The sequence below is a fragment of the Streptomyces sp. Edi4 genome (assembly GCF_040253615.1).
Lineage (GTDB): Bacteria > Actinomycetota > Actinomycetes > Streptomycetales > Streptomycetaceae > Streptomyces.
This window is the reverse complement of record NZ_JBEJGY010000004.1, coordinates 4701295-4727089: the sequence shown is the minus strand read 5'-3', so window position 1 is coordinate 4727089 and position 25795 is coordinate 4701295. Positions and strand designations below refer to the sequence as shown.

Sequence of the window (25795 nt, the reverse complement as noted above, 5' to 3'; positions counted from 1 at the left end):
TCGCCGGACAGGCTGAGGTTGCCCGTGCAGGCCAGCACAAGCCCCGCCAGGGGCGCGGGGAACTGCGCGCTCAGCCACGCACGGCCCGCAGCCAGGGCCCCTGGGGCTCCGCCCCAGACCCCGATCGCGCTGAACGCGCTCGTCCTCAAACGCCGGACAGGCTGAGGATGCCTCAGTATGAGCCCCGCCAAGGGGCGCGGGGAACTGCGCGACCAGCCACGCGCGGTCCGCAGCCGGGGTTCCCGGGGGCATCCCGGATGGGCTGAGGATGCCCGTGCGGGCCAGCGCCGGGTAGTCAGGGGCGCGGGGAACTGCGCACCCGCACCCGGCCCGCGCCCCGGGGCTAGTCCTTGGCCAGGGCGAAGGAGGCTCGGGCTACGGGGAGGCCGGGGACGTGGGCCTCCACCAGGTACGTGCCGGGCCCCACCACCCCACCGGAGGGCGTCGCACAGCCCGGCACGGACGTGGACCGGTCCCACTCGACCGTATGCGTGATCGACGCGGCACCCGGCACCTGGAAGAACGCCCCGGAGTCACCCGCCGCACAGTCCTGCGTGGACCACACCCGGTCGTTGCCGGCGGACGTCACCGTCACCACCGCCTCCTTGGGCCCGAGATCCGCCTTGCACGCCGACGACGCGTTGTTCTTGAGCACGACCTCGATGCGCGGCTTCTCCCCCGGCTCGTAGGACGTCTTGGTGCTGCGCAGGGTCAAGGTCAGCGCCCCCGGCGCACAGGTCGGCACACTCGACCCGGCCGGCACCCGGACCCCCGCACCGCCGCCGCCTCCGCCCGAACTCCCGCCGCCAGAACCGGAGTCGGACCCCGGCGCGCCGCCCGAACCCGTACCCGCACCGCCGTCAGCGGAGTTGCCGCCACCGGAACCGCCCGAACCGCCCGAGCCCCCGGAACCGCCGGAGCCGCCCGAACCGCTCGACTGGTCGCGGCCACCCGGCGCGGTGCTGATGGCGGGGCCCGAGCCCGAGGGGCCCGGGGTGATCGAATGCGTGGGATCGGGGCCCTTGTTGGTGCCGCTCCCCTTGTTCCCGCTGCCGCCCCCGGAGGTGACGGCCCACAGCACAAGGACGGCGAGCAACGCGATCAAGGACAGCGCGACTGCCCTCCGTCGCCAGTAGATGGAGGAGGGAAGCGGCCCGACCGGATTGCGCAGTGATCCCACGCACCGAACCTTACGAGAGATCGGCGCCAACTCCGGCCCCACCCGCCGCCACTGTGGGCAAGTTTTGCGGATCATCATCCCGGAGGAGGGTTTCCGCAACCCGGGGGCGGTTAGCTCGCGCTTCCCGGGCGGCGGCAGCGGCCGTCCGCGCGGCACCTTCCGGCCGCCCACCGGTCATCGAGTGGTCGGCTCGCGGTCGCCCCTCCGTCATCATTCATACTGTCCGTCACCATGGATAGTGAGCTCTACCGCAACATCACCGACTTCGCCCACGACATGCCGTCCTGGGTGCGGAGCTTCGTCGAGGTCTGGACGGAGCTCGGCCTGCTGCTGTTCGGCGTGCTGTTCGTCTGCGCCTGGTGGCGGGCGCGGCGCCGGGACACCACGTCGTTCGCCCTGGCCCTGCTGGCGCCGCTCGCGACGGCGGCCGCCTACCTGTGCAGCGAGGTGATGAAGTCGCTGATCGACGAGGAGCGGCCCTGCCGGGCCGTGGCGGGCGCGGCGACCTCGCTGATCGCCTGCCCCGCCCACGGCGACTGGTCCTTCCCCTCCAACCACGCCACCATCGCCGGCGCCGCCGCCGTCGCCCTCGCGCTCGCCTGGTCGCGGATCTGGCTGCTCACCGTGCCGATGGCGCTCGCGATGGCGTTCTCACGGGTCTTCGTCGGGGTGCACTACCCGCACGACGTGGCGGCCGGTCTCGTGCTCGGCTCCCTCATCGCGCTGCTCGTCGTGAAGGCGGGCGCGCGCCCGGCGCGGGCCCTGGCCGAGTCGATGCGTACGAGTGACATCGCGGCGGCCGCCTGGTTCACGGGCCCCGGCGCACGCCCGCATGCCCGGCAGCACGCACGCCGCTGAGGAACGCCGCGCGCCCCCTTTACCGGCCGGTCGTGCCAGGATCGGATCTGCGATGAACATTCTGCCGACGACGCCCCCCGTGTCCACCGTGTCCGCGAACGAGACGACCGAGCCCGCCGTCCTCCACGAATCCGTCATCGGATGGTTCGGCGAGCACGCTCGCGACCTGCCCTGGCGACGCCCCGAAGCGGGCGCCTGGGGCGTGATGGTCAGCGAGTTCATGCTCCAGCAGACCCCCGTCAGCCGGGTCCTGCCGGTGTACGAGCAGTGGCTGGCGCGCTGGCCGCGCCCGGCCGACCTGGCCGCAGAGGCTCCCGGCGAGGCGGTGCGCGCCTGGGGCCGGCTCGGCTACCCGCGCCGCGCGCTGCGCCTGCACGGCGCCGCCCTCGCCATAACGGAACGCCACGGCGGCGACGTACCGGCCGATCACGGCCAGCTCCTCGCGCTGCCCGGCATCGGCGAGTACACGGCGGCCGCGGTCGCCTCCTTCGCGTACGGCCAGCGCCACCCCGTCCTTGACACCAACGTGCGCCGGGTCTTCGCGCGCGCGGTGACCGGCACGCAGTACCCGCCGACCGCGACCACCGCGGCCGAGCGCCGCCTGGCCCGGGCGCTGCTGCCCGAGGACGACGTCACCGCGGCGCGCTGGGCGGCCGCGTCCATGGAGCTGGGCGCGCTGGTGTGCACGGCCAAGAACGAGACGTGCGGGCGCTGCCCGATCGCCGACCGGTGCGCCTGGCGGCTGGCCGGCAAACCCGCGCACCAGGGCCCGGCGCGGCGCGGCCAGACGTACGCGGGCACGGACCGTCAGGTGCGCGGCCGCCTCCTCGCGGTCCTGCGGGATGCCACCGCCCGTGTGCCGCAGGCGGCGCTGGACGCGGTGTGGCCCGAGCCGGTCCAGCGGGCCCGCGCGCTGGACGGCCTGGTCTCCGACGGTCTCGTGGAGCCCCTTGAGGGCGGCTTCTACCGGCTGCCGCAGTCCTGAACCCCCGCTCCCCGGGCTCGTGTTGGGCGCCGGCCGGCCCCGCCCGTACGGCGTCGGCGCCCGGCGCCGTACGGGCGGCCGCAGGCCTCGACACCGTTGTCGACAGCGTTGTCCATATGCACCTCTAAGACCCAGAAGAGCCGCGTTACCCCTGGAAAGCGGCGGTAAACCTCCGCTGTTACACAACCGATGGCTCTCCGTGCGTCGGCCGACGGCTGCTCCGCACAGGCCCGTGACAGACGCTCCGTAGCTTCATTCCCGTAAGCGACCAGCAGGACGAGCGGGACCAGCTCACGGGGACGACGGAGGCGGTTGGGTATGGCGCAGGGCGAGGTGCTTGAGTTCGAGGAGTACGTACGCACCCGGCAGGACGCGCTGCTGCGCAGTGCCCGGCGGCTGGTTCCCGACCCGGTGGACGCGCAGGACCTCCTCCAGACCGCGCTGGCCCGCACCTACGGGCGCTGGGACGGCATCGCGGACAAGACCCTGGCCGACGCCTATCTGCGCCGCGTCATGATCAACACGCGGACCGAGTGGTGGCGGGCCCGCAAGCTCGAAGAGGTCCCGACCGAGCAGCTGCCCGACGCCCGCGTCGAGGACGGTTCCGAGCAGCGCGCCGACCGCGCCCTCCTCATGGACGTCCTGAAGGTCCTCGCCCCCAAGCAGCGCAGCGTCGTCGTGCTGCGACACTGGGAGCAGATGAGCACCGAGGAGACGGCCGCGGCGCTCGGCATGTCGGCCGGCACGGTCAAGAGCACGCTGCACCGGGCGCTGGCCCGGCTCCGCCAGGAGCTGGAGAGCCGCGAGCTCGACTTCCGCGCCCTTGAGCACGGCGGCGCGGGCGAGGTAAAGGGGCGGGAGCGGTGCGCGGCCTGAACAGGCACAGGGGGAGCGCTCTTTCGGCGGGGACCACGGCACTGGCCGGGATCTCCGCCCTCGGGCTGTTCATGACCGGCTGTTCCACGGGCGGCACCGGCACCCGCGACGAGGGTGAGGCCGCCCAGCCCGACAAGGCCGCCCACGCCACGCCGTCACCGACCGCGTCCTCGCCCGCCCCGTTCAAGAAGGTCGACCCGGTGCGGCTCCTGAAGGCCGACCCGAAGGTCAGCGCCCGGGTGAAGGCGCAGCTCAAGCCCTGCACCAAGGACGAGTACCCCATCGACGTGACCTACGGGCACCTGACGGGGCCGACCGGGCAGGACGTCATCGTCAACGTCATGAACTGCGCCGACGCGGTGGGCCTCGGCGCCTATGTGTACCGGGCGTCGGGCACCGCCTACGACAACATCTTCACCGCCGAGGAGACCCCCGTGTACGCCGAGATCGACCGGGGCGACCTGGTGGTGACCCGGCAGATGTACGCGCCGGGTGACAAGCCGGCGTTCGCGTCGAGCGAGGTCGTCACCACATATCACTGGTCGGGCGGCGTGAGCGGTAAGTTCGCCCAGCAGAGCCAGGTGGAGAACGACTACAGCAAGGCGGTCGACGGGAACGGGACCAGCGCGCCCGTGCCCGCCTCCCCCTGACCGGGCGGGCGGCGCCGGCCGGTGAGCGGCGCGGCCGGCATACCGCAGACTGGGTAGGGCGCCCGGGCCCGGCCCGGGTGCCGCACGAGACCGCCGGAGATCGGGGAGAGCAGCGCGATGGCCGAGACCCATGTCCTGTTCGTCGAGGACGACGACGTCATCCGTGAGGCCACCCAGCTCGCCCTTGAACGGGACGGCTTCACCGTGACCGCCATGCCCGACGGGCTCCTTGGCCTTGAGGCCTTCCGCGCCGACCGGCCGGACATCGCGCTGCTCGACGTGATGCTGCCGGGTCTTGACGGGGTCAGCCTGTGCCGCCGGATCCGTGACGAGTCGACCGTGCCGGTCATCATGCTCTCCGCGCGCGCCGACTCCATCGACGTGGTGCTCGGCCTGGAGGCCGGCGCGGACGACTACGTCACCAAACCCTTCGACGGCGCGGTCCTGGTCGCCCGGATCCGGGCCGTGCTGCGCCGCTTCGGCCACGCGGGCGGGCCCGGATCCGCCGCCGAGACCTCGGACACCGAGTCCGACGGCGGGGTACTCGCGTTCGGCGACATCGAGATCGACACCGAGGGCATGGAGGTCCGCAAGCGCGGTGAGACCGTCGCCCTGACGCCGACCGAGATGCGGCTGCTGCTGGAGTTCTCCTCGGCGCCCGGCACGGTCCTGTCCCGCGACAAGCTCCTTGAGCGGGTGTGGGACTACGGCTGGGGCGGCGACACCCGGGTCGTGGACGTGCACGTACAGCGGCTGCGGACCAAGATCGGGCAGGACCGGATCGAGACCGTCCGTGGCTTCGGCTACAAGTTGAAGGCATGAGGGACAGATGAGGCGCCCCGCCCCGCGCACCGGCGTTCGCGCGCAGTGTCCCCCGGGGGACGACCCCCGGATCCCCGGCCGCCGCCACGCCGAAGCCGAACAGGACCACGTCGTATGAGGCGCCCCGCCCTGCGCACCGGCGTCCGCTGGAAGATCAGCATCGCCATCACCGCGGTCGGCGCGCTCACCGTGATGGCGCTGAGCCTCGTCGTGCACAACGCCGCCCGTGTCTCGATGCTCGACAACGCCCGCGACGTGCAGATGGAACGGCTCAACTTCGCGCAGAACTACTACGAGACCAGCAACAAGCGGGTCCGCTTCGGCACCAAGCTGAACGATCCCGGGCTCCCGCCCGCCCTGAAGACCAAGGCCCTCCAGGGGCGCAAGGTCTCCTCGGTGCAGGAGCGCGGCAGCGGGCCGCCCGACATCTGGGCGGCCGTCCCGGTGGGCAACGGCGACGTCCTGTCGCTGCACTCCACGTTCACCGACCGCAGCTCCAACGTGATGGCCGACCTCGACCGCGCCCTCGTCATCGGTTCGGTCGCGGTCGTCTTCGGCGGCTGCGCGCTGGGCATCCTGATCGGCGGCCAGATCTCCCGCCGCCTGCGCAAGGCGGCCGACGCCGCGGGCAAGGTCGCCGAGGGCAACACCGAGGTACGGGTGCGGGACGCCATCGGCGGTTTCGTACGCGACGAGACGGACGAACTCGCCCGCGCCGTGGACGCGTTGACCGACGCCCTCCAGGAGCGCATCGAGGCCGAGCGCCGGGTCACCGCGGACATCGCGCACGAGCTGCGCACCCCCGTCACCGGCCTGCTGACCGCCGCCGAGCTGCTGCCGCCCGGGCGCCCCACCGAACTGGTGCGCAACCGGGCGCAGGCCATGCGCACCCTGGTCGAGGACGTCCTTGAGGTCGCCCGGCTCGACAGCGCTTCCGAGCGGGCTGAGTTGCAGGACATCGCGCTCGGTGAGTTCGTCAGCAGGCGCGTCGCCGCGTTCGATCCCGAGGCGCGGGTCACTGTCGTGCACGAGTCGTGGGTCAGCACCGACCCGCGCCGCCTCGAACGCATCCTGGGCAACCTCCTGGGCAACGCGGCCAAGCACGGCGGGGGTCCGGTCGAGGTCACCGTCGAGGGCCGGGTCGTACGCGTCCGCGATCACGGGCCCGGGTTTCCCGAGGCGCTGCTGCGGGACGGGCCGAGCCGGTTCCGCACCGGGTCGAGCGACCGGTCGGGCAACGGGCACGGCCTGGGTCTGACGATCGCGGCGGGCCAGGCGAAGGTGCTCGGCGCCCGGCTGACCTTCCGCAACGTGGCCCCCGACGGTGCCGCCGGGGGCGCGGGCGGGGCGATCGCGGTGCTCTGGCTCCCCGAACACGCGCCGACCAACACGGGCTCCTTCCCCATCCAGCCCCCGACCAGGGGCGCACGCCGGACGTAGGCCCCGCCGGCCTTGGCCGAACGGCGTCAGCCCGCGCGGCCCGGAAGCATGGCCAGGGCCCGGGAGCGCTGGGCGACGAGGTCGTCGTAGGTGCCCTCGCGCTCGGCCCAGCGGTGCGTCAGGACCTTCTCCACCAGGATCTCGCGGGGGGTGGGGTCCTGCGCGAGCAGCCGCATGACCTCGGTGGCGAAGGCGTCGAGCGGCAGCGCGTGCGGGTTCACCTGTTCCTGTCCTGCCGTGGCGACGGCCGGGGGGACGAGCTCGACGACGCCGACGCCGGTGCCGTCGAGCTGCGCGCGCAGCGCCTCCGAGTAGGCGTGTACGGCGGCCTTCGACGCGGCGTAGCTGGGCATGGGCGGGAACGGCAGGAAGGCGATTCCCGAGGTGACGGTGATGAAGGTGCCGGCGCCCCGCTGGATGAGGTGGGGGGTGAAGGCGTCGATGACCCGGATGGTGCCGAGCAGGTTGGTGTCGATCGTCGCCGCCGCCGCCCCGAAGTGCGCGGGGTCGCGCAGGTCCTCCAGCGGCATGACCCCGGCCATGGTCACCACGGTGTCGAGCTCGGGGTGGCGGGCGAGGACGGCGTCGCGGAAGGACGCGACGGAGGCGCTGTCCGTGACGTCGACATCGAAGGTGGTCAGACCTTCCGCGGCGAGTTCCGCGAGCGCCTCCGGGTTGCGCCCGCCCGCGGACACGACGCTGCCGGCCGCGGCGAACCGGCGGGCCAGCTCCCGCCCGATACCCGAGGTCGCGCCGACGATGAGAACGGTGCGGTGGGAGAGATCCATGAGATCTGCCCTTCAGTCCAGGGCGCCGACGGCGATCGAGCCACGGCGCGGACAAGGATGTCCGCTGTCTCTTGCGGCAGCAGACAGCGGTTGTCCTCTGTCCCTCGCACGCCAGACAGCGAGATCCTCTGTCCCTTGCGAAACGGTGTCACCGCAGTCTTGACGGCAGGCGCGCGGCGAGGCAGGGCCCTCGTCTTCCCTGGTCCTGCCAGGGCCCCCTTGGCGCCCCGGGCGCCGGATTACTGTGTCGGCATGAAGGCTGAGGAATCCGGCAACCCGCTCGGCGGCTACCTCCGTGCCCGGCGGGCGCTGGTCTCCCCGGCACAGGCGGGGCTCCCGCCCGGCGGCAACCGCCGCGTGCCCGGGCTGCGCCGTGAGGAAGTCGCCTTGCTGGCCGGGATCAGTCCCGACTACTACCTGCGTCTGGAGCGGGGCCGCGACAAGAACCCCTCGGCCCAGGTGCTCGCCTCGCTCGCGCGTGTCCTGCGGCTCGACGACGTCGAGCGCACGTATCTGCTGGGACTCGCGGCGGCCCGCCCCAGGGCGCCACGCCGCAAGCGGCCCGAGCACGTGCCGGCGCGGGTGCACGAACTGCTCGCCCACCTTCAGCTCCCCGCGTTCGTCGAGGGGCGCGCGTTCGATGTCCTGGCCTCCAACCCCCTGGCCGTCGCGCTCTCCCCCCGGCTGCGGCCCGGCTTCAACCGGCTGCGCTCCCTCCTCCTCGACCCCGAGGAGCAGGCCTTCCACCAGGACTGGACCAGGGCGACCGCCGATTTCGTCGCCGCCCTGCGCACCACCATCGGGGACGACACCGACAACCCACGGTTCGTCGAACTCGTCGGAGAACTCGCCCTGTCCAGTCAGCGCTTCCGCACCCTGTGGGCCCGCCATGACGTGCGGAGTCTCGACGGAGGCACGGTCACGGTGCATCACCCCGTCGTCGGGGAACTGCGCCTGCACCGCGACAAACTCCCCATCGACGACGTCATCCTTGTCCTTTACTACCCGGACAAGGGCAGCGACAGCGACGAGAAGCTGCGCCTCCTGGCCGCGCTCGTGCCCTCCGAGCCCACGGGCGTGGCCGACGACCGGGTCACCGACGCCCCGCCCCCGAAGGCACCCTGACCAACCCGCGCCGTCCCTGGGCCCGGGCGGCCGCGAGACCGGGCCGCCGCGAGACCGGGCGGCGAAAACACCCCCGCCCCCGACCGCGTCGCGCGGAAGGGGGCGGGGGTGTCCGGGCAGCCGGCCGGGTCAGAGAGCCGGCTCCGCGAGAGGAGCGTCGCCCTGGTCCTTGGCCGGCGTCGGCGCGGCGCCCCGCAGCGGCACCTCCTTGACGAAGAGCGCCATCACGAACAGCGCCACCGCGACGATCGAACCGACCAGGAACGTGCCGTGCGTGCCGGAGGAGACGGCGTACTGGTACGCCTCGCGGACCGGCGCCGGCAGCTTCAGCAGGCTCGCGTGGTCCAGCTGCGCGGAGGCCAGGTTCCCGGCCCCCGAGGACGCCGCCGCACCGAGCCGGTGCTTCATCTCGTCCCCCACCCGGTTGGTGAAGATCGCGCCCATGATCGAGACGCCGAAGGACGAGCCGAGCGTACGGAAGAGGGTCGTGGAGGACGAGGCGACGCCCATGTCCTTCATCTCGACGCTGTTCTGCGCGACCAGCATCGTGATCTGCATCAGGAAGCCCATGCCCGCGCCGAGCACCGCCATGTAGACGCCGGACATGAGCCGGGTCGTGGTGGTGTCCATCGTGGAGAGGAGGAACAGGCCGATCACGACGAGCGCGCCGCCCAGAATCGGGAAGATCTTGTACTTGCCGCTGCTGGTGGTGACCCGGCCCGCGATCAGCGAGACGGCCATCATCGAGAGCAGCATCGGCAGCAGCAGCAGACCGGAGTTGGTGGCGGAGGCACCCTGCACGGACTGCTGGTACAGCGGCAGGAAGAGCATCGCGCCGAACATCACGAAGCCGGTGAGGAAGCCGATCGAGGACATCAGCGAGAAGTTGCGGTTGCGGAAGATGTGCAGCGGCACGATCGGCTCGGCGGCGTGCTTCTCGACGAAGAGGAAGCCGATGATGGCGGCCACGCCGAGCGCGATGAGCTCCATGATGATCGCGGAGTCCCAGGCGTACTGCTGGCCGCCCCAGGTGGTGACCAGGACGATCGAGGTGATGCCGACGGTCAGCAGGAGGGTGCCGAGGTAGTCGATCCGGCCGCGGGAGCGCTTCTTGGGCAGGTGCAGCACGGCGGTGACCATGGCGAGCGCGACCGCGCCCAGCGGGATGTTGATGTAGAAGGTCCAGCGCCAGCCGAGGTGGTCGGTGATGGCGCCGCCGACCAGCGGACCGCCGATCATGGCGAGCGCCATGACGCCGGCCATCATGCCCTGGTACTTGCCGCGCTCGCGGGGCGGGATGAGGTCACCGATGATCGCCATGACGCCGACCATGAGGCCGCCGGCGCCCAGGCCCTGGATCGCGCGGAAGCCGATGAGCTGGGTCATGTCCTGGGACATGCCGCTGAGCGCGGAGCCGGCCAGGAAGATCACTATGGACGTGAGGAACGCGCCCTTGCGCCCGTACATGTCGCCGAGCTTGCCCCAGATCGGGGTGGAGGCTGCGGTGGCCAGGGTGTAGGCGGTCACCACCCAGGACAGATGCTCCAGGCCGCCGAGTTCGCCCACGATCGTCGGCATCGCCGTGTTCACGATCATGTTGTCGAGCATCGCGAGCAGCATCGCGATCATGAGCGCGAGCAGCACGACCCGTACGCTGCGCGGCTGTGGTCCTTCGGGCGCCTCCGCCTCCGCCACCCGCTCCTGAGATATCCCCGTCGCCATCGTCCCCAACTCCCTGAAGCCTGCTGTCCACCGTGCGGGTCACTTACTTGCCGCCCGGCTAGTTCCCACTACACTGGGGAAGGTAGACCCTAACTAGCCGGGCGTCAAGCAAGTTAATGATGAACCGGCACGGCCACCGGGGGACGGCGGCCGGACGCATTCGGGAGAGCGGCATGGCCAGAGGAAACACCCGCCAGCGGATCCAGGACGTTGCCCTGGAGCTCTTCGGCGAGCAGGGGTACGAGAAGACCTCGCTGCGCGAGATCGCCGAGCGCCTGGATGTGACGAAGGCCGCGCTCTACTACCACTTCAAGACCAAGGAAGACATCATCATCAGCCTCTTCCAGGACCTCACCAGGCCCATGGACGAGCTGATCGAATGGGGCAAGGAACAGCCGCACACCCTGGAGGTCAAGCAGGAGATCCTGCGGCGCTACAGCCAGGCCCTGTTCGGGGCGGAACCGCTGTTCCGGTTCATGCAGGAGAACCAGGCGACCATGCGCGAGCTGAGCATCGGCGAGATGTTCAAGGAGCGGATGCACGCGATGGTCGACCTGCTGAAGGATCCGGACGCCGCGATGTCGGACCGCATCCGCTGCTTCACCGCCCTGCTGTCGATGCACGCGGGCCTGTTCATCCTCAAGGACGTGGAGGGCGACCCCGAGGAGAAGCGCGCCAGCATCCTCGAGGTCGCCAACGAGCTCGTCGTCCAGGCCCATCACAATTCCGGCGGCGGCCGCCCATAGCGCCGCGTCAGACGGTGACGCCGACCCCGCGCAGGAACGCGACCGGGTTGACGGCCGAGCCGTAATGCGGCGTCCTGCGGATCTCGAAGTGCAGGTGGGGGCCGCTGGAGTTGCCGGTGTTGCCGGACAGCGCGATCCGCTCGCCGGTGCCCACGCGCTGGCCGACGCGCACAGTGATCCGGGACAGATGGGCGTACTGCGAGTACGTGTTGTCGGCGTGCCGGATCACGATGGCGTTGCCGTACGCGGGGCCGTCACCGGCGCCGACCGGGCCCGCCTTGACGACGGTCCCGGTGTGCGCGGCCACGACGGGGGTGCCGCTGGGCACCGCGAAGTCCTGCCCGGAGTGCTTGTGCGACCACATCGAGCCGCCGAGCCCGAAGGCGGCGCTCAGCGTGTACTGCCGCACCGGGTGCACCCAGGAGGCGGCCTTGGCCGCGGCCGCCCGCTGCGCCGTGGCGGCGGCCCTCGCCTGCGCCTGGGCCTGGCCCGCGACCGCGTTGGCGGGGGCGGCAACCTTGGCCTGGTCGGCGCTGGCGACGCCACCACCGAGCAGCGAGACGGCGCCCACCCCGGTCGCGACGGCGGCGACGGCCGCGGCACGCAGCGGGGACAGGGACGGACGGGCGGCAAGGGACGCGGTGCGCCGAAGCATGCGGGATCTCTTCCGGTACGGGGGCGGGGGCGCCGCAGGGACGCGGCGTGAGCGGGGTCCTGACGGCGTGCCGTACGGACACGGCGTGAGCGGGGTCCGTACGGCCTGCGCGGACCCGGCACACAGAGCGGCACACCGAGTCGGCCCCACCTTGGTAACCCGAACCCCCAACTCCACTCAAAACGCCCATCTACTACCGAAAGCCGTAATGATCAGCCCGGGAATACCTCCCGCGCCCGCCGAACGCCCCCTATCCCCCCTAGTAGGCCGCCCGCGCGCTGTGCGCCTTGTCACCGCCCCCGGGCCACCCGGCCCGCGCCGTTCGGGACCAACGGCCCGCCCGTTCTGGCTAGGCTGACGCACCGTGGATCCCGCGCAGATAGGCCTCAAACTCGCGGTGGGCGTCGTCGGCCCCCTGGTGAAGAAGCTCTTCGTGTCCGAGGGCCCGGGCGCGGGCCTCACCGACCACCCCGTGCGTCTGTCGTCCCGTATCTCCTTCCGGGGCGAGAAGCGCACCCTGACCGAGTCGGACCTGCACAGACTCGCGGCCGCCCTGGTGCGCGAGGGCTTACGCAGCGGCGAGCGGGCCGTGCCGCCCGACGAGGAGCAGGCCGTCATCGACGCGCTCAGCGCCACGCTGTACGCACTCGGCGAGCTGGACCTCACCGACGTGGACGCCGTCGCGCTCGGCCACGAAGGACTCGCCCGCGCGCTGCGCCGCGCGAGCCGGGCACCCGAGCGCCACCTGTCCGCCGACGCCACGTACTTCTACGAGCGCCTGTTGGCCGCCACCTGTCTGCACATCCTGCACTTCTTCACCCAGCGCGCCACCTTCGTCCCGGCCTCCCTCGTCCACCAGACCAGAGGACACGCCCAACTCGACGCCAAAATGGACGAGTTGATCGCGCGCACCCCCCGCCCCGACGGACACGACGCCGCCTTCGAGCGCCGCTATCTCACCCAGATCGCCCGCAAGCACGGCACGTTGACGATCTACGGCATCGACCTCACCAACTCCCCCGGCAGCTGGCCCCTTGACGCGGCCTATCTGAGCCTGGAAGCGACCGCCGCGCTCCCCCGGGCCGAGCTCTCCGAGCAGCTGCGCGCCTCCGCCGCCCGCCACGAGCGGCATCCGGGCCTGCTCGCGGCCCGCATCGACCGCTTCCCCGAGGGGACACCCGGACCGGCCTCGCCCTGTCTGCCGATGCCCGCCGACCAGGCCCTGGCCGACCGTGAGCGGGTCCTGCTGCGCGGCGAGGCGGGCTCCGGCAAGACCACCCTGGTGCAGTGGCTCGCCGTCAGCGCGGCCCGCATGGGCGCCGGGGACCACGACGACCGGATGACGTATCTGCGCGACCGCATCCCCTTCGTGCTGCCCCTGCGCACCCTGACCCGGCACGGCGAGCGCCTGCCCGCGCCGAAGGACTTCCTCGCGGCCGTCGGCTCCCCGCTGGCCGGTGAGCAGCCGCCGGGCTGGGAGTCCCGGGTCCTTTCGGCGGGCCGCGCCCTGGTCCTCGTGGACGGCATCGACGAGATCCCCGACGCCGAGCGCTCCCGCACCCGCTCCTGGCTCGGCGACCTCATCGCCGCCTTCCCCGGCAACCGCTGGCTCGTCACCTCCCGCCCCTCGGCCGTGCGCGAGGACTGGCTGGGCGACGAGGACTTCGCGGAGCTGACCCTGTCGACCATGAGCCCGTCGGACGTGGCCGCCTTCGTCCGCCGCTGGCACGAGGCCGCCCGCTCCCGCGCCGAGGACGAGGCGAGCCTCGCCGCGTACGAGGCCCAGCTCCTCGACTCCGTACGCGCCAAACCCGACCTCGGCCGGCTCGCCACCAACCCGCTGATGTGCGGCCTGATCTGCGCCCTGCACCGCGACCGCCGAGGTTTCCTGCCGTACGGCCGCAAGGACCTCTACGACGCCGCCCTCACCATGCTCCTGACCCGCCGCGACCGCGAGCGCAGCATGAGCGGCCTGCCCGAGCTGCGCGAGGAGCCCCAGCTCCAGCTGCTCCAGCGCATCGCCTACTGGCTGATCCGCAACGGCCGTACGGAGATGGACCGTTCACGCGCCGAGCAGATCATCGACGACCTGCTCCCCGCCGTCCCGGAGATCGCCCGCATCGGTGACGCGGCGGCCGTCTACACCCACTTCCTGCACCGCAGCGGACTGCTCCGCGAGCCGGGCCCCGGCGCCGTCGAATTCGTGCACCGCACCTTCCAGGACTTCCTCGGCGCGCGGGCCGCCGTCGAGGAGGGGGCGTGGGGCGAGCTGGTGCGGCACGCCGCCGACGACCAGTGGGAGGACGTCATCCGGATGGCCGTCGCGCACGCCCGGCCGCGGGAACGACGCGAGATCTTCAGCGAGTTGCTGTCCTTCGGAGACGACCACGCCTCGGCGGCCGTCCGCATGCGGGTGCACATGCTGGCCGCGACGTGCCTTGAGCACGCGGCGGAGCTCGATCCCGCGCTGCGGTCGCGGGTCGAGCGGCGCACGGCCGGCTTCATCCCCCCGGCGAGCCCCGCCGCCGCCCGCGTCCTGGCCAAGGCGGGCCCGCTGATCCTTGACCTGCTGCCGGGGCCGGAGGGGCTGGACCCCCTGAGCGCCGCACATGTGGTGATCGCCGCGTCGCACACCGGATCCGAGCGCGCGATCCCGTTCATGGCGCGGTTCGCCCGGTGCCAGGACCTCGGCGTGCGCGCCCAACTGTCGTGGTCCTGGAACCAGTTCGACACCCGGCAGTACGCGGACGAGGTCATCGCCCGCCTCGACCCCACCGGCCTGTACTTCTGTGTGACCTCCGAGGAGCAGCTGGCGGCCCTGCGCGAGCTGGGCACCCGGCCGCTCCTCGATGCCCGCAACGGCCTGTCGCCGGACGCGCTGCGCGCCTACACGGAGCGGGCGCGGCTGACCGGGCTGCGCCTCCAGGAGAACCCGGAGCTGCGGAACCTGGCGTTCCTCGCCGGTCAGGACGCGCTGGCCGATCTGACCCTGAGCGGCTGCGGACGCCTCAGGGACCTCACCCGGCTGACCCGGCTGCCGCTGCGGACCCTGGCCCTGGAGGCGGGCCCCGATCTCGACCCGTTCGCCCTCGCGGGCCTCGACCAGCTCGAAAGCCTGGCCCTGGACGAGCACGGCTGGGGGTGGCGGCTCTCCGACCTGCCGAGGGGAGCGCCGTTGCGGACGCTGAACCTGCGGGGGGCCGGGCGGCCCGCCGACGGTCTGCGCGGCCTGACACGTTTCACCTCGCTCACCACGCTGCGCCTGGGGCCGCGCAACAGCCCGCGCGACGCGTCCGACTGGACCGTGCTGGCCTGGCTGCCCGATCTGCGCACCCTGGCCGTGACCGGGCCATCCACGGACACGGCGCCGCCATCGGCCCGGCTCGACCGGATCCGGACCCTCCTCCTGGAGGGGCCCTCCCAGACGGCCCTCGACCGGATTCCCTCGCTCTTCCCATGCGTCCGGGACCTGATCGTCATCGGCGGCCGCCGGATCGCGGCCGCACTGGACGTGAGCGCGCTCGCCGCCTGCCCCGACCTGAGGACGGTGGAGCTCCCGCCGGTCGCGCTGTCCGGGACGGAAGCGCTCGCCCCGGGCGTGGGCCTGACCCACCGGGGAGCTCTCGTTGGCCGCGATCGGTGACACCCCGGCCCTCCAGCCCGCGCGACCCCATCCGTTCCCACCCCTGTTCCAACTCCCTTGTGCGGCGCGAGAATTGATGCAGAGGCGAGGGGGCGCATCATGACCGACGAGGGTGCGGCGTTCGAAGGGTTTGACGGGATCGAGCTGGCCGACGCCATCGAGTCCGTACGGGATCAGCTCACCGACGCCGCCGCGCGGGCGAGCGGACGGGCGCTGGTCTTCGAACTCGGCGACATCCACATGGAGTTCACGCTCGAACTCCGCAAGGAGATCAAGGGCGGCGCCAAGGTGCGGGCCTGGGTGGTGGACGCCGGGGCGGACGCCGGGCGGACCACCGCGCGCACCCACAAGGTGTCCTTCACGCTCACACCGCACGCCGCCGGAGACGGCTCGGCGTGGCGGGTCGGCAACGACCGGCCCGGCCGGTTCGAGGCCGGCCCGCGATGAGCACAGGACCGCCCACGACCGCCGACCGGGTCGTGGCCGTCCTGTCCGACGGCTGCCAGGGCAGCGGCGTCATCGTCTCGCCCTGGCTGGTGCTGACCTGCGCGCACAACCTGGCCGGCGCCGCGCCCGTCCGGCTCGCCCACCCCGCCATCGGAGAGGTGAGCGCCCAAGCCCTGTGGCGGGACGAGGAGTTGGACGCCGCGCTGCTCTACAGCGACGAGGAGCTGCTGCCGGGAACGCTGCGGCTCGGCGCCGTCGACACCGCACAGTCACTGCCCGGCTGCGAGATCATCGGCTTCCCCGACATCCAGCGCTACGGCGCCGACCACCACCTCGACTACGACCAGTTCGTCGGCGCCGTCCTGCCGGTCGCGGGGTGCCGGCGCGGCGACCTGGTCTGCGAACTGCACCGGCCACCGGCCGCCGAGCGCGCCGACGGACGCTCGCCGCTCGCGGGCCTCTCGGGTGCGCCGCTGTTCGCGGGGGCCACCCTGCTCGGCCTGGTCAAGGAGATCCCGCGCGGACGGGCGCACCGCCGCGTGGTGTGCGTGCCGCTGCGCGCCGTCTTCGAGGCGGAGGGCCTGCGCGCCGCGTTCGCCACCCTGGCCGCCGTGCCGGTCCTGGAACCGGTCACCGGCGTACCCCTGGAGGACCAGCTCTACGAGCGGGAGTACGCGGAGGCCATCGGCGCCTCGTACCGCAAGACGAAGATCTTCGGTCTGGACGAGCTGAACAAGCGGGACTCCGAGTGGGACCTGGACACCGCCTACCTCAGTCTGGAGGCGAGACCCAAGGCCAGTGAGCCGCCCCAGGCAGGCCGGGCCCTGATGGACAGCGCGCCCCAGCGCATCGACGCGCTGCTCGCCTCGCGCCCGAGGGTCCTCATCCGTGGCGAGGCGGGCGCGGGCAAGACCACCCTGGTGTGGTGGCTCGCGGCCCACGCGGCGGCGGGCCGGCTCGGCCCCGGACTCGCCGACCTCAACGCACTCGTCCCGTTCGTGGTCCCGCTGCGCAGCCTGCGCGCCCAGGGCGCCACCTTCCCACTGCCCGCCCAACTCCCCAGCGCCGCCCGCCTGGTGGTGGACGCGGCGCCCGAGGGCTGGGCCGGGCGCGTGCTGCGGACCGGGCAGGCGCTGCTCCTGGTGGACGGCCTGGACGAGGTGCCGCAGGAGGACCGCGAGGAGGCCCACCGCTGGCTCGCCGCGCTCCTTGACCGCTATCCGCGCACCCGCTGCGTGGTGACGGTACGCCCCATGGCGGTCGAGCCCGACTGGCTGAAGTACGCCGGCTTCGAGGAGCTGCGGCTGCTTTTGATGAACGACGAGGACATCACCGCGTTCATCGCCGCCTGGCACAGCGCGGCCCGGCTCGACAGCGGCCCGCACGAGGACCTGGACGAGCTGGAACGCGAACTGTCCGAGCAGTTCAAGCAGAACAGCACCCTGCGCGGCCTGGCCCGCACCCCGTTGCTGTGCGCCGTCATCTGCGCCCTGCACCGGCTGCGCCAGGGCTTCCTGCCCGACACCCGCTGGAAACTGTACGAGGCGGCCCTGCGGATGCTGCTCGGCAACCGGGACCAGCAGCGCAAGGTGGAGGCACCCGAAGGCCTGGAGGTCAGTGCGGAGGAATGCACCGAACTGCTCCAGCGGATCGCGGTGTGGCTGGTGCGCGAGGGCCAGTCGGAGTTCACCCGCGACCAGGCGCTGCGCCGGCTGGAGCGGGCGCTGTCCGGCATGGCGAACGTACGCGCCCAGGGCACCCCCGAGGACGTGCTGCGACATCTGCTCAACCGCAGCGGACTGCTCCAGGAACGCGCCGACAACGTCTTCCAGTTCACCCACCGCACCTTCCAGGACTTCCTGGCCGCCAAGGAGTTCGTCGAGGACGGCCACCTCGGCGAGCTCCTGCGGCACGCGGCGGAGGAACAGCAGTGGCAGGACGTGATCCTGCTCGCCGCCGGGCACTGCGGCCGCCGCGACCGGGCCGTCCTGGTCAACGGGCTCCTGGACGCGGGAACCCGCAGGCGCGGCCACCAGGACCGGGCGAAGATCCAGGTGCTCGCGGCCCGCTGCGCCCAGCACGCCGCCTACCTCGACGAGACCACCGCGCGCCGCGTCGGCGAGCACATCGAGGCGCTGCTGCCGCCGCGCGACCTGGAGACCGTCACCCTGCTCGCGCGCCTGGGCCCCTCGGTCCTGACCCACCTGCCGGCGCCGGACCGGGCGGCCCCAGAGGCGCTGGCCCATGTGGTGGGGCTCATCAACCGGGTCGGCGGCGCGGAGGGCGTCGAGCACGCCCGGGCCTGGGCGGCCGCGCACCCGGGCGCGGCCGACCTGTTCGCCGCCGAGTGGTCGCGCTACCCCGCCGAGCGGTACGCCCGTGACGTCCTGGCCATTCTCGATCTGAGTGCGGCCCGGCTGCATCTGGAGACCCGCCGGCAGCTGGCCCAGCTCCCGCACGTCCCCGGCGCCCACCGGCTGTGGATCACCCTGCCCCCCGACCTCACGGCGGCGGAACTGGGCGGCGCTCTGCGCGGGCGCACCGTGACGGCGCTGCGCCTGAACGGCACCGAACGCCTGGAAGGCCTCGGCTTCCTGGGCGACAGCGCGGACTGTCTCGCGGACCTGGAAGTACTGCGCGGCTCGGGCCTGCGCGACCTGTCCCAGCTCGCCCGGCTGCCGAGACTGTCCTCGCTCGCACTGCTCGACATGGCGGCCCAGGAGGTCGACCTCTCCCCGCTCGGCGCCGCGCCCGCCCTGCGCACCCTGCTGTTCGGCAGCAGCACCGATCTGTACCTGTCCCAGCTGCCCGTCCTGACCGGCGTCACCACCTTGCACCTGGAGGCCGACCAGGTCGCCGGGTTCGACGCGCTGAGCCGCTGGCCCGCCCTGACCCACCTGGAACTCGCCCCGTCCTCGTCGGCCACCACCCGGCGGCTGCTGGCGTATGTGCGCGGGCGCCCCGGCATCACCAGGCTCGGGGTGGCGCTGAGCTCGGTGGCCGCCCTGACCGGCGTCGCGCCGTTGCCCGGCGTCCGCCATCTCGACCTGTGGCTCGCCAACTCCGACGGCGACCTCGGCGCGGTCCTCACGGTGTTCCCCGCGCTGACGACGGTGGACCTCGCGGTCGGCACCGTGCAGGCCGGCTCCTGGAACCCGGCCGCCCTGCTGCGCCGCCCGGGCCTGTCGGTCACCGTCAACGGCGGCCCACCGCCCCCGTAGACGCGCAGGGCCCACGGAAGAAGGGGCCGGCCCGGCTCGTACGGTGCGTACGAGCCGGGCCGGCCCCTTCAGGCGAGACCTCCGGGGAGGACTACGCCTCCTTGCTCAGGTTCGGACCGCCGCCGGCGGCCGCGTCCTCGATCGGGGGGACGTCGGGCAGCGCCGACTTCTCCTCGCCGCGGAAGGTGAACTTCTTCTCCTCACCCTCGCCCTCGGTGCCGATGACCACGATGTGACCGGGGCGCAGCTCACCGAAGAGGATCTTCTCGGAGAGGATGTCCTCGATCTCCCGCTGGATCGTCCGGCGCAGCGGCCGGGCACCCATGATCGGGTCGTAGCCCTTCTTGGCGAGCAGCGACTTGGCCTCGGCATTGAGCTCGATGCCCATGTCGCGGTCCTTCAGGCGCTCGTCCACCTTGTCGATCATGAGGTCGACGATCTGGATGATGTCTTCCTCGGTCAGCTGGTGGAAGACCACGGTGTCGTCGACACGGTTCAGGAACTCGGGGCGGAAGTGCTGCTTCAGCTCCTCGTTGACCTTGGCCTTCATCCGGTCGTACCCGGTCTTGACATCACCCTGCGCCGCGAAGCCCAGGTTGAAGCCCTTGGAGATGTCCCGGGTCCCGAGGTTGGTCGTCATGATGATGACCGTGTTCTTGAAGTCCACGACCCGGCCCTGGGAGTCGGTCAGGCGACCGTCTTCCAGAATCTGGAGCAGGGAATTGAAGATATCGGGGTGGGCCTTCTCGACCTCGTCGAACAGAACGACGGAGAACGGCTTGCGGCGCACCTTCTCGGTGAGCTGGCCGCCCTCTTCGTAACCCACGTAACCGGGGGGCGAACCGAAGAGGCGGGAAACCGTGTGCTTCTCGCTGAACTCCGACATGTCGAGGGAGATCAGCGCGTCCTCGTCGCCGAAGAGGAATTCCGCCAGCGTCTTGGAGAGCTCGGTCTTACCGACACCGGACGGGCCGGCGAAGATGAACGAGCCGCCGGGGCGCTTGGGGTCCTTCAGACCGGCACGCGTACGACGGATGGCCTGCGAGAGCGCCTTGATGGCGTCCTTCTGGCCGATGACGCGCTTGTGGAGCTCGTCCTCCATGCGCAGCAGCCGCGAGGACTCCTCCTCGGTGAGCTTGAAGACCGGGATGCCCGTGGCCGTGGCCAGGACCTCGGCGATGAGCTCGCCGTCGACCTCGGCGACGACGTCCATGTCGCCGGCCTTCCACTCCTTCTCGCGCTTGGCCTTCGCCGCCAGCAGTTGCTTCTCCTTGTCGCGGAGCGAAGCTGCCTTCTCGAAGTCCTGGGAGTCGATGGCCGACTCCTTGTCGCGGCGCACGTCCGCGATCTTCTCGTCGAACTCGCGCAGGTCCGGCGGCGCGGTCATCCGGCGGATGCGCATCCGGGAGCCGGCCTCGTCGATCAGGTCGATCGCCTTGTCCGGCAGGAAGCGGTCCGAGATGTACCGGTCGGCCAGCGTCGCGGCCTGGACCAGCGCCTCGTCCGTGATGGAGACGCGGTGGTGGGCCTCGTAGCGGTCGCGCAGCCCCTTGAGGATCTCGATGGTGTGCGGCAGCGACGGCTCGGCGACCTGGATGGGCTGGAAACGGCGCTCGAGGGCCGCGTCCTTCTCCAGGTGCTTGCGGTACTCATCCAGCGTGGTGGCGCCGATGGTCTGGAGCTCACCTCGGGCCAGCATCGGCTTGAGGATGCTCGCCGCGTCGATCGCGCCCTCGGCGGCGCCCGCACCCACCAGGGTGTGGAGCTCGTCGATGAACAGGATGATGTCGCCGCGGGTGCGGATCTCCTTGAGGACCTTCTTCAGGCGCTCCTCGAAGTCACCGCGGTAGCGGGAGCCGGCGACCAGGGCGCCGAGGTCCAGCGTGTAGAGGTGCTTGTCCTTCAGCGTCTCGGGCACTTCGCCCTTGACGATCGCCTGGGCCAGACCCTCGACGACGGCGGTCTTGCCGACGCCGGGCTCGCCGATGAGCACCGGGTTGTTCTTGGTGCGGCGCGACAGCACCTGCATGACGCGCTCGATCTCCTTCTCGCGCCCGATGACCGGGTCGAGCTTGGATTCGCGAGCGGCCTGCGTCAGGTTGCGGCCGAACTGGTCGAGCACCAGGGACGTGGAGGGGGTGCCCTCCGCAGGGCCGCCGGCGGTGGCGGCTTCCTTGCCCTGGTAGCCGGAGAGCAGCTGGATGACCTGCTGCCGCACCCGGTTGAGATCGGCGCCCAGCTTCACGAGGACCTGGGCGGCGACGCCCTCGCCCTCGCGGATCAGGCCGAGCAGGATGTGCTCGGTGCCGATGTAGTTGTGGCCGAGCTGGAGGGCCTCGCGGAGCGAAAGCTCCAGGACCTTCTTGGCGCGAGGGGTGAAGGGAATGTGCCCGGACGGGGCCTGCTGGCCCTGACCGATGATCTCCTCCACCTGCTGGCGGACCGCCTCGAGCGAAATCCCGAGGCTCTCCAGGGCCTTAGCGGCGACACCCTCACCCTCGTGGATCAGTCCCAGGAGGATGTGCTCGGTGCCGATGTAGTTGTGGTTGAGCATCCGGGCTTCTTCCTGAGCCAGGACGACAACCCGCCGCGCGCGGTCGGTGAACCTCTCGAACATCGTTAATCGCTCCTCAGAGCGGTCGGGCAGTAAGGGGGCGGTCCCCTCCCTGTCCTTCCGCATGCTAGTCCCGCAGGGCGGGACAGCTCATTCCAACTGCCGACACCCGTTCCATGCCTCCCGGCCCGAACAGCCGACAACTGCTCCAACCCGATGGTGCGAGACGATGTTCCCGCAGGCCAGACAGATACCCTTGTCTCCACTACGCCGATGGCGAACGTGAAAGCGTCTGGCGAGCGTGTCGCCCCTCCCCACTAGGAATGTCTTACCCGTCCGGACCGACAGTCCATGCGGCGGACCCCGGTTCCCTAAGCTACGGGCGAACAGCCTTGCGGCTCCCCGAGCCCCCGGGCGCCCCGAATCCGGCGACGCAGCGCATCCGGACGGGAACCAAGCGTAACTCGGCGCCGTTTCTCCAGTTGCTCCGGGCATGGCCCTCACCGTGCCGGCGCCCCGCGCCCCCCTGGATGGTCCGCTCGCGCAGTGGTACGAGCGCGAGCTGGGCTGGGCCGTCGCGGCCGGTCCCCCCGTCCAGCTGCTGACCGGGCTCCGCTTCGACGTACTCGAACTGCCGGCCACCGCGGGATTCGCGGTCCTTGAGCGATACGAGAACACCGGTCCCGTAGCCCTCGCGGGACGGCGGATGCGGCTGCTGGTGGCGGCCGGGAGCGCCGAAGAGCTGCCGGGGCTGCTCGACTGGCTGGAGTGGAGCGGCGTCGGCCTCGATCTGACGGCGATCGGCGCCGGCGGCCGCATTCCCGCCCCCGTGCGGCCCGGCCGCTCCGGCTCGCGGGGGGCCGCCGTGTGGCTGCGGCCCCCCGAGCCGGGGTGCGAGGTGGAGGCGCGGCTTCCGTCCTTCACCGGGGTCGCCCAGTGCGGTGGCGCCGGCGGGGAGGGCATGTGCGGCGGCCCGGGAACCGCCCCGGCGGGCGGCCTGGCCACGGGCCTGAGCCTCGTGCGCCTCGTGGCCGCGGCGGCGACGGAATGCCACCGGGCCCGGTTGATTCACACGCGGTCCCCCGGTGGTGCGGGGAACGCGGGAACTCAGCCGTTCTGCTTCTCGTAGGCCTCACGGATTTCCGCCGGGACGCGGCCGCGGTCGTTCACGTTGTAACCCTGCTCCTTGGCCCACTTGCGGATCTCGGCGGTGTTCTGGTTGCCGGATCCGAGCAGCGCGCCACGCGTCTTGCCGCGGCCGCCCGCAGCGCGGCCACCGGTGCGCCGGCCGCTCTTCACGTAGGGCTCAAGAAGACCGCGGAGCTTGTCCGCGTTGGCGGTGGTGAGGTCGATCTCGAAGCTCTTCCCGTCAAGAGCGAACGTCACCGTCTCGTCAGCCTCGCCACCGTCGAGGTCATCGACAAGAAGGACCTGAACCTTCTGTGCCACCGGATTTCCTTTCATCGAAAATGCAGTACGCGGAAAGGAAACCGCTTTTGCCGGGAAAACACAAACCCCCAGGAGAGGTTCAGGATCCCCGCTCCACGGGAAACATACGCGATTCGGACATAGGGATCCGACAGCTTCCCGCCGCTTCCCCGATCACAGGTGCAGAAGCATCCGGGTGTTGCCCAAGGTGTTCGGCTTCACTCGTTCGAGACCGAGGAACTCCGCGACGCCCTCGTCATAGGAGCGCAGCAGCTCGCTGTAGACATCTGTGTCCACGGTATCGACGGGAGTCTCCCCGATCTCCGTGAACCCGTGCTTGGCGAAGAAGGCGACTTCGAACGTCAGGCAGAAAACCCGCCGCACTCCGAGCCAACGCGCGGTCTGGAGCAGCTTGCCGAGCACCAGATGTCCGATGCCGGAGCCCTGGAACTCGGGATCCACCGCGAGAGTACGCACTTCGGCGAGGTCTTCCCACATCACGTGCAGCGCCCCGCAGCCCACCACCCGGGCGTCGGAGTCCCGTTCGGCCACCCAGAACTCCTGGATGGACTCGTAAAGCGTGACGGTCGCTTTGTCGAGCAGGATCCCGTCGCCGACGTACGCGTCGAGAAGGCTTCGCACGGCTCGCACATCGCCGGTCCTGGCCCGGCGGACGGTGACCGCATTCGCGGCGGGATAAGACATGTCCGGACGCTATCGTCCCGCGCTGTCGCCGGACACATCGCCCTCTTCGGATCCCTGTTCGGGTTCTGGTTCGCGGGGCTGTTCGGGTTCCGGCTCCTGCACCATGCGTACGGCATCGCGGAGTGCTTCGCGCTCCTCGGGGGACATCATGCCGAAGAAGGCGACGAGCGCGGCCGCCCGGTTGTCGCTGCGGGACCAGGCTTCGTTCATCAGGGCGGCGGCGTACGCGGCCCGTGTGGAGACCGCCGTATATCGATAGGCCCGCCCGTCGACTTCCCTGCGGACCCAGCCCTTCTGATGGAGATTGTCCATTACGGTCATGACCGTGGTGTAGGCGATCGACCGTTCCCGCTGGAGGTCTTCGAGGACTTCCCGGACGGTGACCGGACGGTTCCACTGCCAGACGCGGGTCATGACGGCGTCTTCCAGCTCTCCCAATTGACGGGGCACATCTGCACCATAGTGGGAGATGTCGCGAATGGCTGGTTATTTGCAGTCCGGACGCAGCAAAAAGGGCGCACGTCGGGAAATACCCCGTGCGCCCCCGGCCTCCTCGGCCCGCCCGACCGGTGGGGTCAGGAGGCTGCGGGCTTCTGCTGGGCGGCCTCGGCGCGCGCGAGCGCGCTGTCCACGGCCGCGTCCTCCTTGCCCTTGTTGGGACCGCCCTGGCTCTTCACGATCGTCACGACGAGCGCGGTGAAGAAGATGGCCATCACCACGGGGGGCAGAAGCGCGGAAACGTAGTCCATGGGGACAGAGTAGCTAGCCCGCCCGCCGTTCCTCCGGTGGGGGCACGGGACGGCGGCGTGGCGGGAACGCCTCGGAGGGCTTGGGCACGGGGCGGCCGGGCAGGGGCCTCGCGGGCGCGGGGCGGGCCGGGGCGCTCGGCCGTGGCTCGGTGTCCCCTCGCTTGTCGTCGTCCGCGTGGTCGCCCACCAGGGTGAGCAGCCGGGTGCGCGGGGCGGGCGCGGTGGCGGCCCGGCCGGCCAGGCGGGCCCGTACGGAACGTTCCGCCAGCACCCGGCAGCGCTCGAGGAGGGCCGCGCAGACCGGGTTGGCGCGCAGGGCGCGCAGGGCGGCCAAGTCGTCGGGCCCGGGGTCGTAGCCGGTCGCCAGGGCGTCCTGCAACAGCTCCGTGTAGCCGGGCAGCGAGCCGGGAAGCGCGTCACGGTAGCGGGCGAGATCGGCCAGCAGGAAGGCCCGCAGCCGCTCGGCCTCGCGGACGGCCTCGTCCACGGAACCGGCCAGGCGCAGGCAGTCCTGGATGTCCTCGTCCTGGGCGGTGGCGGGGTGCAGGGCGATGGCAAGAGCGCGACGGAGCACACGCAGCTCGTCCGCGCCGAACGCCATGCCGCCTCGGGATCCGTATGGCGTGGGCATGCGGTGACGATACGTGCTACAGGGACAAAATCGGCTTAATGGTGCGACACCGGGCGCGTCTCCCACATGCCCAGCCACGGGGGGTGGACGCATGGCCGGGGGCGGGGCCGAGTGGGCGGGCCCCGACGCGCGGGGCCGGATGCGGGCGCCCCATACGCGGGCCCCGATGCGCGCGGCCGGATGCGCGGCCGGATGCGGGGAGGCCCGACGCGCCGGGTCCGATGTAAGGGGCCCGCTGGAGGGCCGGATGCGGAGGCTCATACGCCGGGCCCGATGCTCGGGGCCCGATGCGGGGAGGCCTCACACGGGGCCGGACGCGGAGGCCCGATACGGGGGCCCGATGCGCCCGGCCGGATGGGCGGGCCCGATACGCGGCGTCCGACGCGCGCGGCCGGATGCAGGGAGGCCCGATGCGCCCGGCCGGATGGGCGGGCCCGATACGCGGCGTCCGACGCGCGCGGCCGGATGGGCGGGGCCCGATACGCGGCGTCCCATACGCGGGGTCCGGCGCGGGCGGTGTCTCCCGGCCTGCGGGGACCGAACGGGGGGCGCCCCGGTCCCCGGGGCGGC

Annotated in this window: 22 protein-coding genes; 12 read left to right on the top strand and 10 right to left on the bottom strand. The window is 71.8% G+C overall.

The window, feature by feature from the left end; translation table 11 throughout:
• Positions 1-343: 343 nt before the first annotated feature.
• Entirely contained in the window at positions 344-1180 is an 837-nt protein-coding gene (locus ABR738_RS23470; protein WP_350231951.1) for a hypothetical protein, read from the bottom strand.
• Positions 1181-1411: 231 nt separating this feature from the next.
• Between ABR738_RS23470 and ABR738_RS23465 the strand changes: the two genes are divergently transcribed.
• From ABR738_RS23465 to cseC, 6 genes are all read left to right on the top strand, one after another.
• On the top strand, positions 1412-2038 hold the full coding sequence (locus ABR738_RS23465; protein ID WP_350231950.1) for a phosphatase PAP2 family protein: 627 nt from the start codon (positions 1412-1414) through the stop codon (positions 2036-2038).
• Between the two features lie 52 nt (positions 2039-2090).
• On the top strand, positions 2091-3023 hold the full coding sequence (locus tag ABR738_RS23460; protein ID WP_350231949.1) for an iron-sulfur binding domain-containing protein: 933 nt from the start codon (positions 2091-2093) through the stop codon (positions 3021-3023).
• 318 nt (positions 3024-3341) lie between these two features.
• Entirely contained in the window at positions 3342-3899 is a 558-nt protein-coding gene (locus ABR738_RS23455) for a SigE family RNA polymerase sigma factor (RefSeq protein WP_350231948.1), read from the top strand.
• The gene (locus tag ABR738_RS23450) at positions 3887-4549 is read left to right on the top strand and encodes a hypothetical protein (protein ID WP_350231947.1); all 663 of its coding nucleotides are present in this window, start codon (positions 3887-3889) and stop codon (positions 4547-4549) included. Before ABR738_RS23455 ends, ABR738_RS23450 begins: the two co-directional genes overlap by 13 nt.
• A gap of 117 nt (positions 4550-4666) precedes the next feature.
• Complete coding sequence (gene cseB / locus ABR738_RS23445; RefSeq protein ID WP_350231946.1) at positions 4667-5371, top strand: two-component system response regulator CseB; 705 nt, start codon at positions 4667-4669, stop codon at positions 5369-5371.
• 114 nt (positions 5372-5485) lie between these two features.
• The gene (gene cseC, locus ABR738_RS23440; RefSeq protein ID WP_350231945.1) at positions 5486-6811 is read left to right on the top strand and encodes a two-component system sensor histidine kinase CseC; all 1326 of its coding nucleotides are present in this window, start codon (positions 5486-5488) and stop codon (positions 6809-6811) included.
• Positions 6812-6837: 26 nt separating this feature from the next.
• On the opposite strand, the gene ABR738_RS23435 is transcribed toward cseC, so the two are convergent.
• The gene (locus ABR738_RS23435) at positions 6838-7599 is read right to left on the bottom strand and encodes an SDR family oxidoreductase (protein ID WP_350231944.1); all 762 of its coding nucleotides are present in this window, start codon (positions 7597-7599) and stop codon (positions 6838-6840) included.
• A 252-nt stretch (positions 7600-7851) separates the two neighbouring features.
• Here ABR738_RS23435 and ABR738_RS23430 point away from each other — a divergent pair, with 252 nt between their 5' ends.
• Positions 7852-8724, top strand: a complete 873-nt coding sequence (locus tag ABR738_RS23430) for a helix-turn-helix domain-containing protein (protein WP_350231943.1) — start codon at positions 7852-7854, stop codon at positions 8722-8724.
• A 129-nt stretch (positions 8725-8853) separates the two neighbouring features.
• Here the strand turns inward: ABR738_RS23430 and ABR738_RS23425 are convergent, their stop codons facing one another.
• Positions 8854-10446 (bottom strand): MDR family MFS transporter, encoded by a 1593-nt coding sequence (locus ABR738_RS23425; protein ID WP_350231942.1) that lies wholly within the window; start codon positions 10444-10446, stop codon positions 8854-8856.
• A 173-nt stretch (positions 10447-10619) separates the two neighbouring features.
• Between ABR738_RS23425 and ABR738_RS23420 the strand changes: the two genes are divergently transcribed.
• Entirely contained in the window at positions 10620-11192 is a 573-nt protein-coding gene (locus ABR738_RS23420; RefSeq protein ID WP_350231941.1) for a TetR/AcrR family transcriptional regulator, read from the top strand.
• A 7-nt stretch (positions 11193-11199) separates the two neighbouring features.
• On the opposite strand, the gene ABR738_RS23415 is transcribed toward ABR738_RS23420, so the two are convergent.
• Complete coding sequence (locus ABR738_RS23415; protein ID WP_350231940.1) at positions 11200-11847, bottom strand: M23 family metallopeptidase; 648 nt, start codon at positions 11845-11847, stop codon at positions 11200-11202.
• A 364-nt stretch (positions 11848-12211) separates the two neighbouring features.
• Between ABR738_RS23415 and ABR738_RS23410 the strand changes: the two genes are divergently transcribed.
• From ABR738_RS23410 to ABR738_RS23400, 3 genes are all read left to right on the top strand, one after another.
• A complete protein-coding gene (locus ABR738_RS23410) occupies positions 12212-15490 on the top strand; it encodes an NACHT domain-containing protein (RefSeq protein ID WP_350231939.1) in 3279 nt (1092 codons plus the stop codon).
• Positions 15491-15589: 99 nt separating this feature from the next.
• Complete coding sequence (locus ABR738_RS23405; protein ID WP_350231938.1) at positions 15590-15937, top strand: trypco2 family protein; 348 nt, start codon at positions 15590-15592, stop codon at positions 15935-15937.
• Positions 15934-19158: an NACHT domain-containing protein gene (locus tag ABR738_RS23400; protein ID WP_350231937.1), complete on the top strand. Its 3225-nt coding sequence runs from the start codon at positions 15934-15936 to the stop codon at positions 19156-19158. Before ABR738_RS23405 ends, ABR738_RS23400 begins: the two co-directional genes overlap by 4 nt.
• Before the next feature lie 91 nt (positions 19159-19249).
• On the opposite strand, the gene ABR738_RS23395 is transcribed toward ABR738_RS23400, so the two are convergent.
• On the bottom strand, positions 19250-21775 hold the full coding sequence (locus ABR738_RS23395; RefSeq protein WP_350231936.1) for an ATP-dependent Clp protease ATP-binding subunit: 2526 nt from the start codon (positions 21773-21775) through the stop codon (positions 19250-19252).
• A 430-nt stretch (positions 21776-22205) separates the two neighbouring features.
• Between ABR738_RS23395 and ABR738_RS23390 the strand changes: the two genes are divergently transcribed.
• Positions 22206-22841, top strand: coding sequence for an SCO3374 family protein (locus ABR738_RS23390; RefSeq protein ID WP_350231935.1), 636 nt, complete (start codon positions 22206-22208; stop codon positions 22839-22841).
• On the opposite strand, the gene ABR738_RS23385 is transcribed toward ABR738_RS23390, so the two are convergent.
• From ABR738_RS23385 to ABR738_RS23365, 5 genes are all read right to left on the bottom strand, one after another.
• Entirely contained in the window at positions 22820-23161 is a 342-nt protein-coding gene (locus tag ABR738_RS23385; RefSeq protein ID WP_350231934.1) for a histone-like nucleoid-structuring protein Lsr2, read from the bottom strand. The genes ABR738_RS23390 and ABR738_RS23385 overlap by 22 nt on opposite strands.
• 153 nt (positions 23162-23314) lie before the next feature.
• Positions 23315-23845 carry an amino-acid N-acetyltransferase gene (locus ABR738_RS23380; protein WP_350231933.1) on the bottom strand — a complete coding sequence of 177 codons (531 nt, stop codon included), beginning with the start codon at positions 23843-23845 and terminating at the stop codon, positions 23315-23317.
• 9 nt (positions 23846-23854) lie between these two features.
• The gene (locus ABR738_RS23375; RefSeq protein ID WP_350231932.1) at positions 23855-24295 is read right to left on the bottom strand and encodes a BlaI/MecI/CopY family transcriptional regulator; all 441 of its coding nucleotides are present in this window, start codon (positions 24293-24295) and stop codon (positions 23855-23857) included.
• 125 nt (positions 24296-24420) lie between these two features.
• Entirely contained in the window at positions 24421-24594 is a 174-nt protein-coding gene (locus ABR738_RS23370) for a hypothetical protein (RefSeq protein ID WP_267058684.1), read from the bottom strand.
• 13 nt (positions 24595-24607) lie between these two features.
• A complete protein-coding gene (locus tag ABR738_RS23365) occupies positions 24608-25195 on the bottom strand; it encodes a hypothetical protein (RefSeq protein ID WP_350234698.1) in 588 nt (195 codons plus the stop codon).
• Positions 25196-25795: the final 600 nt, after the last annotated feature.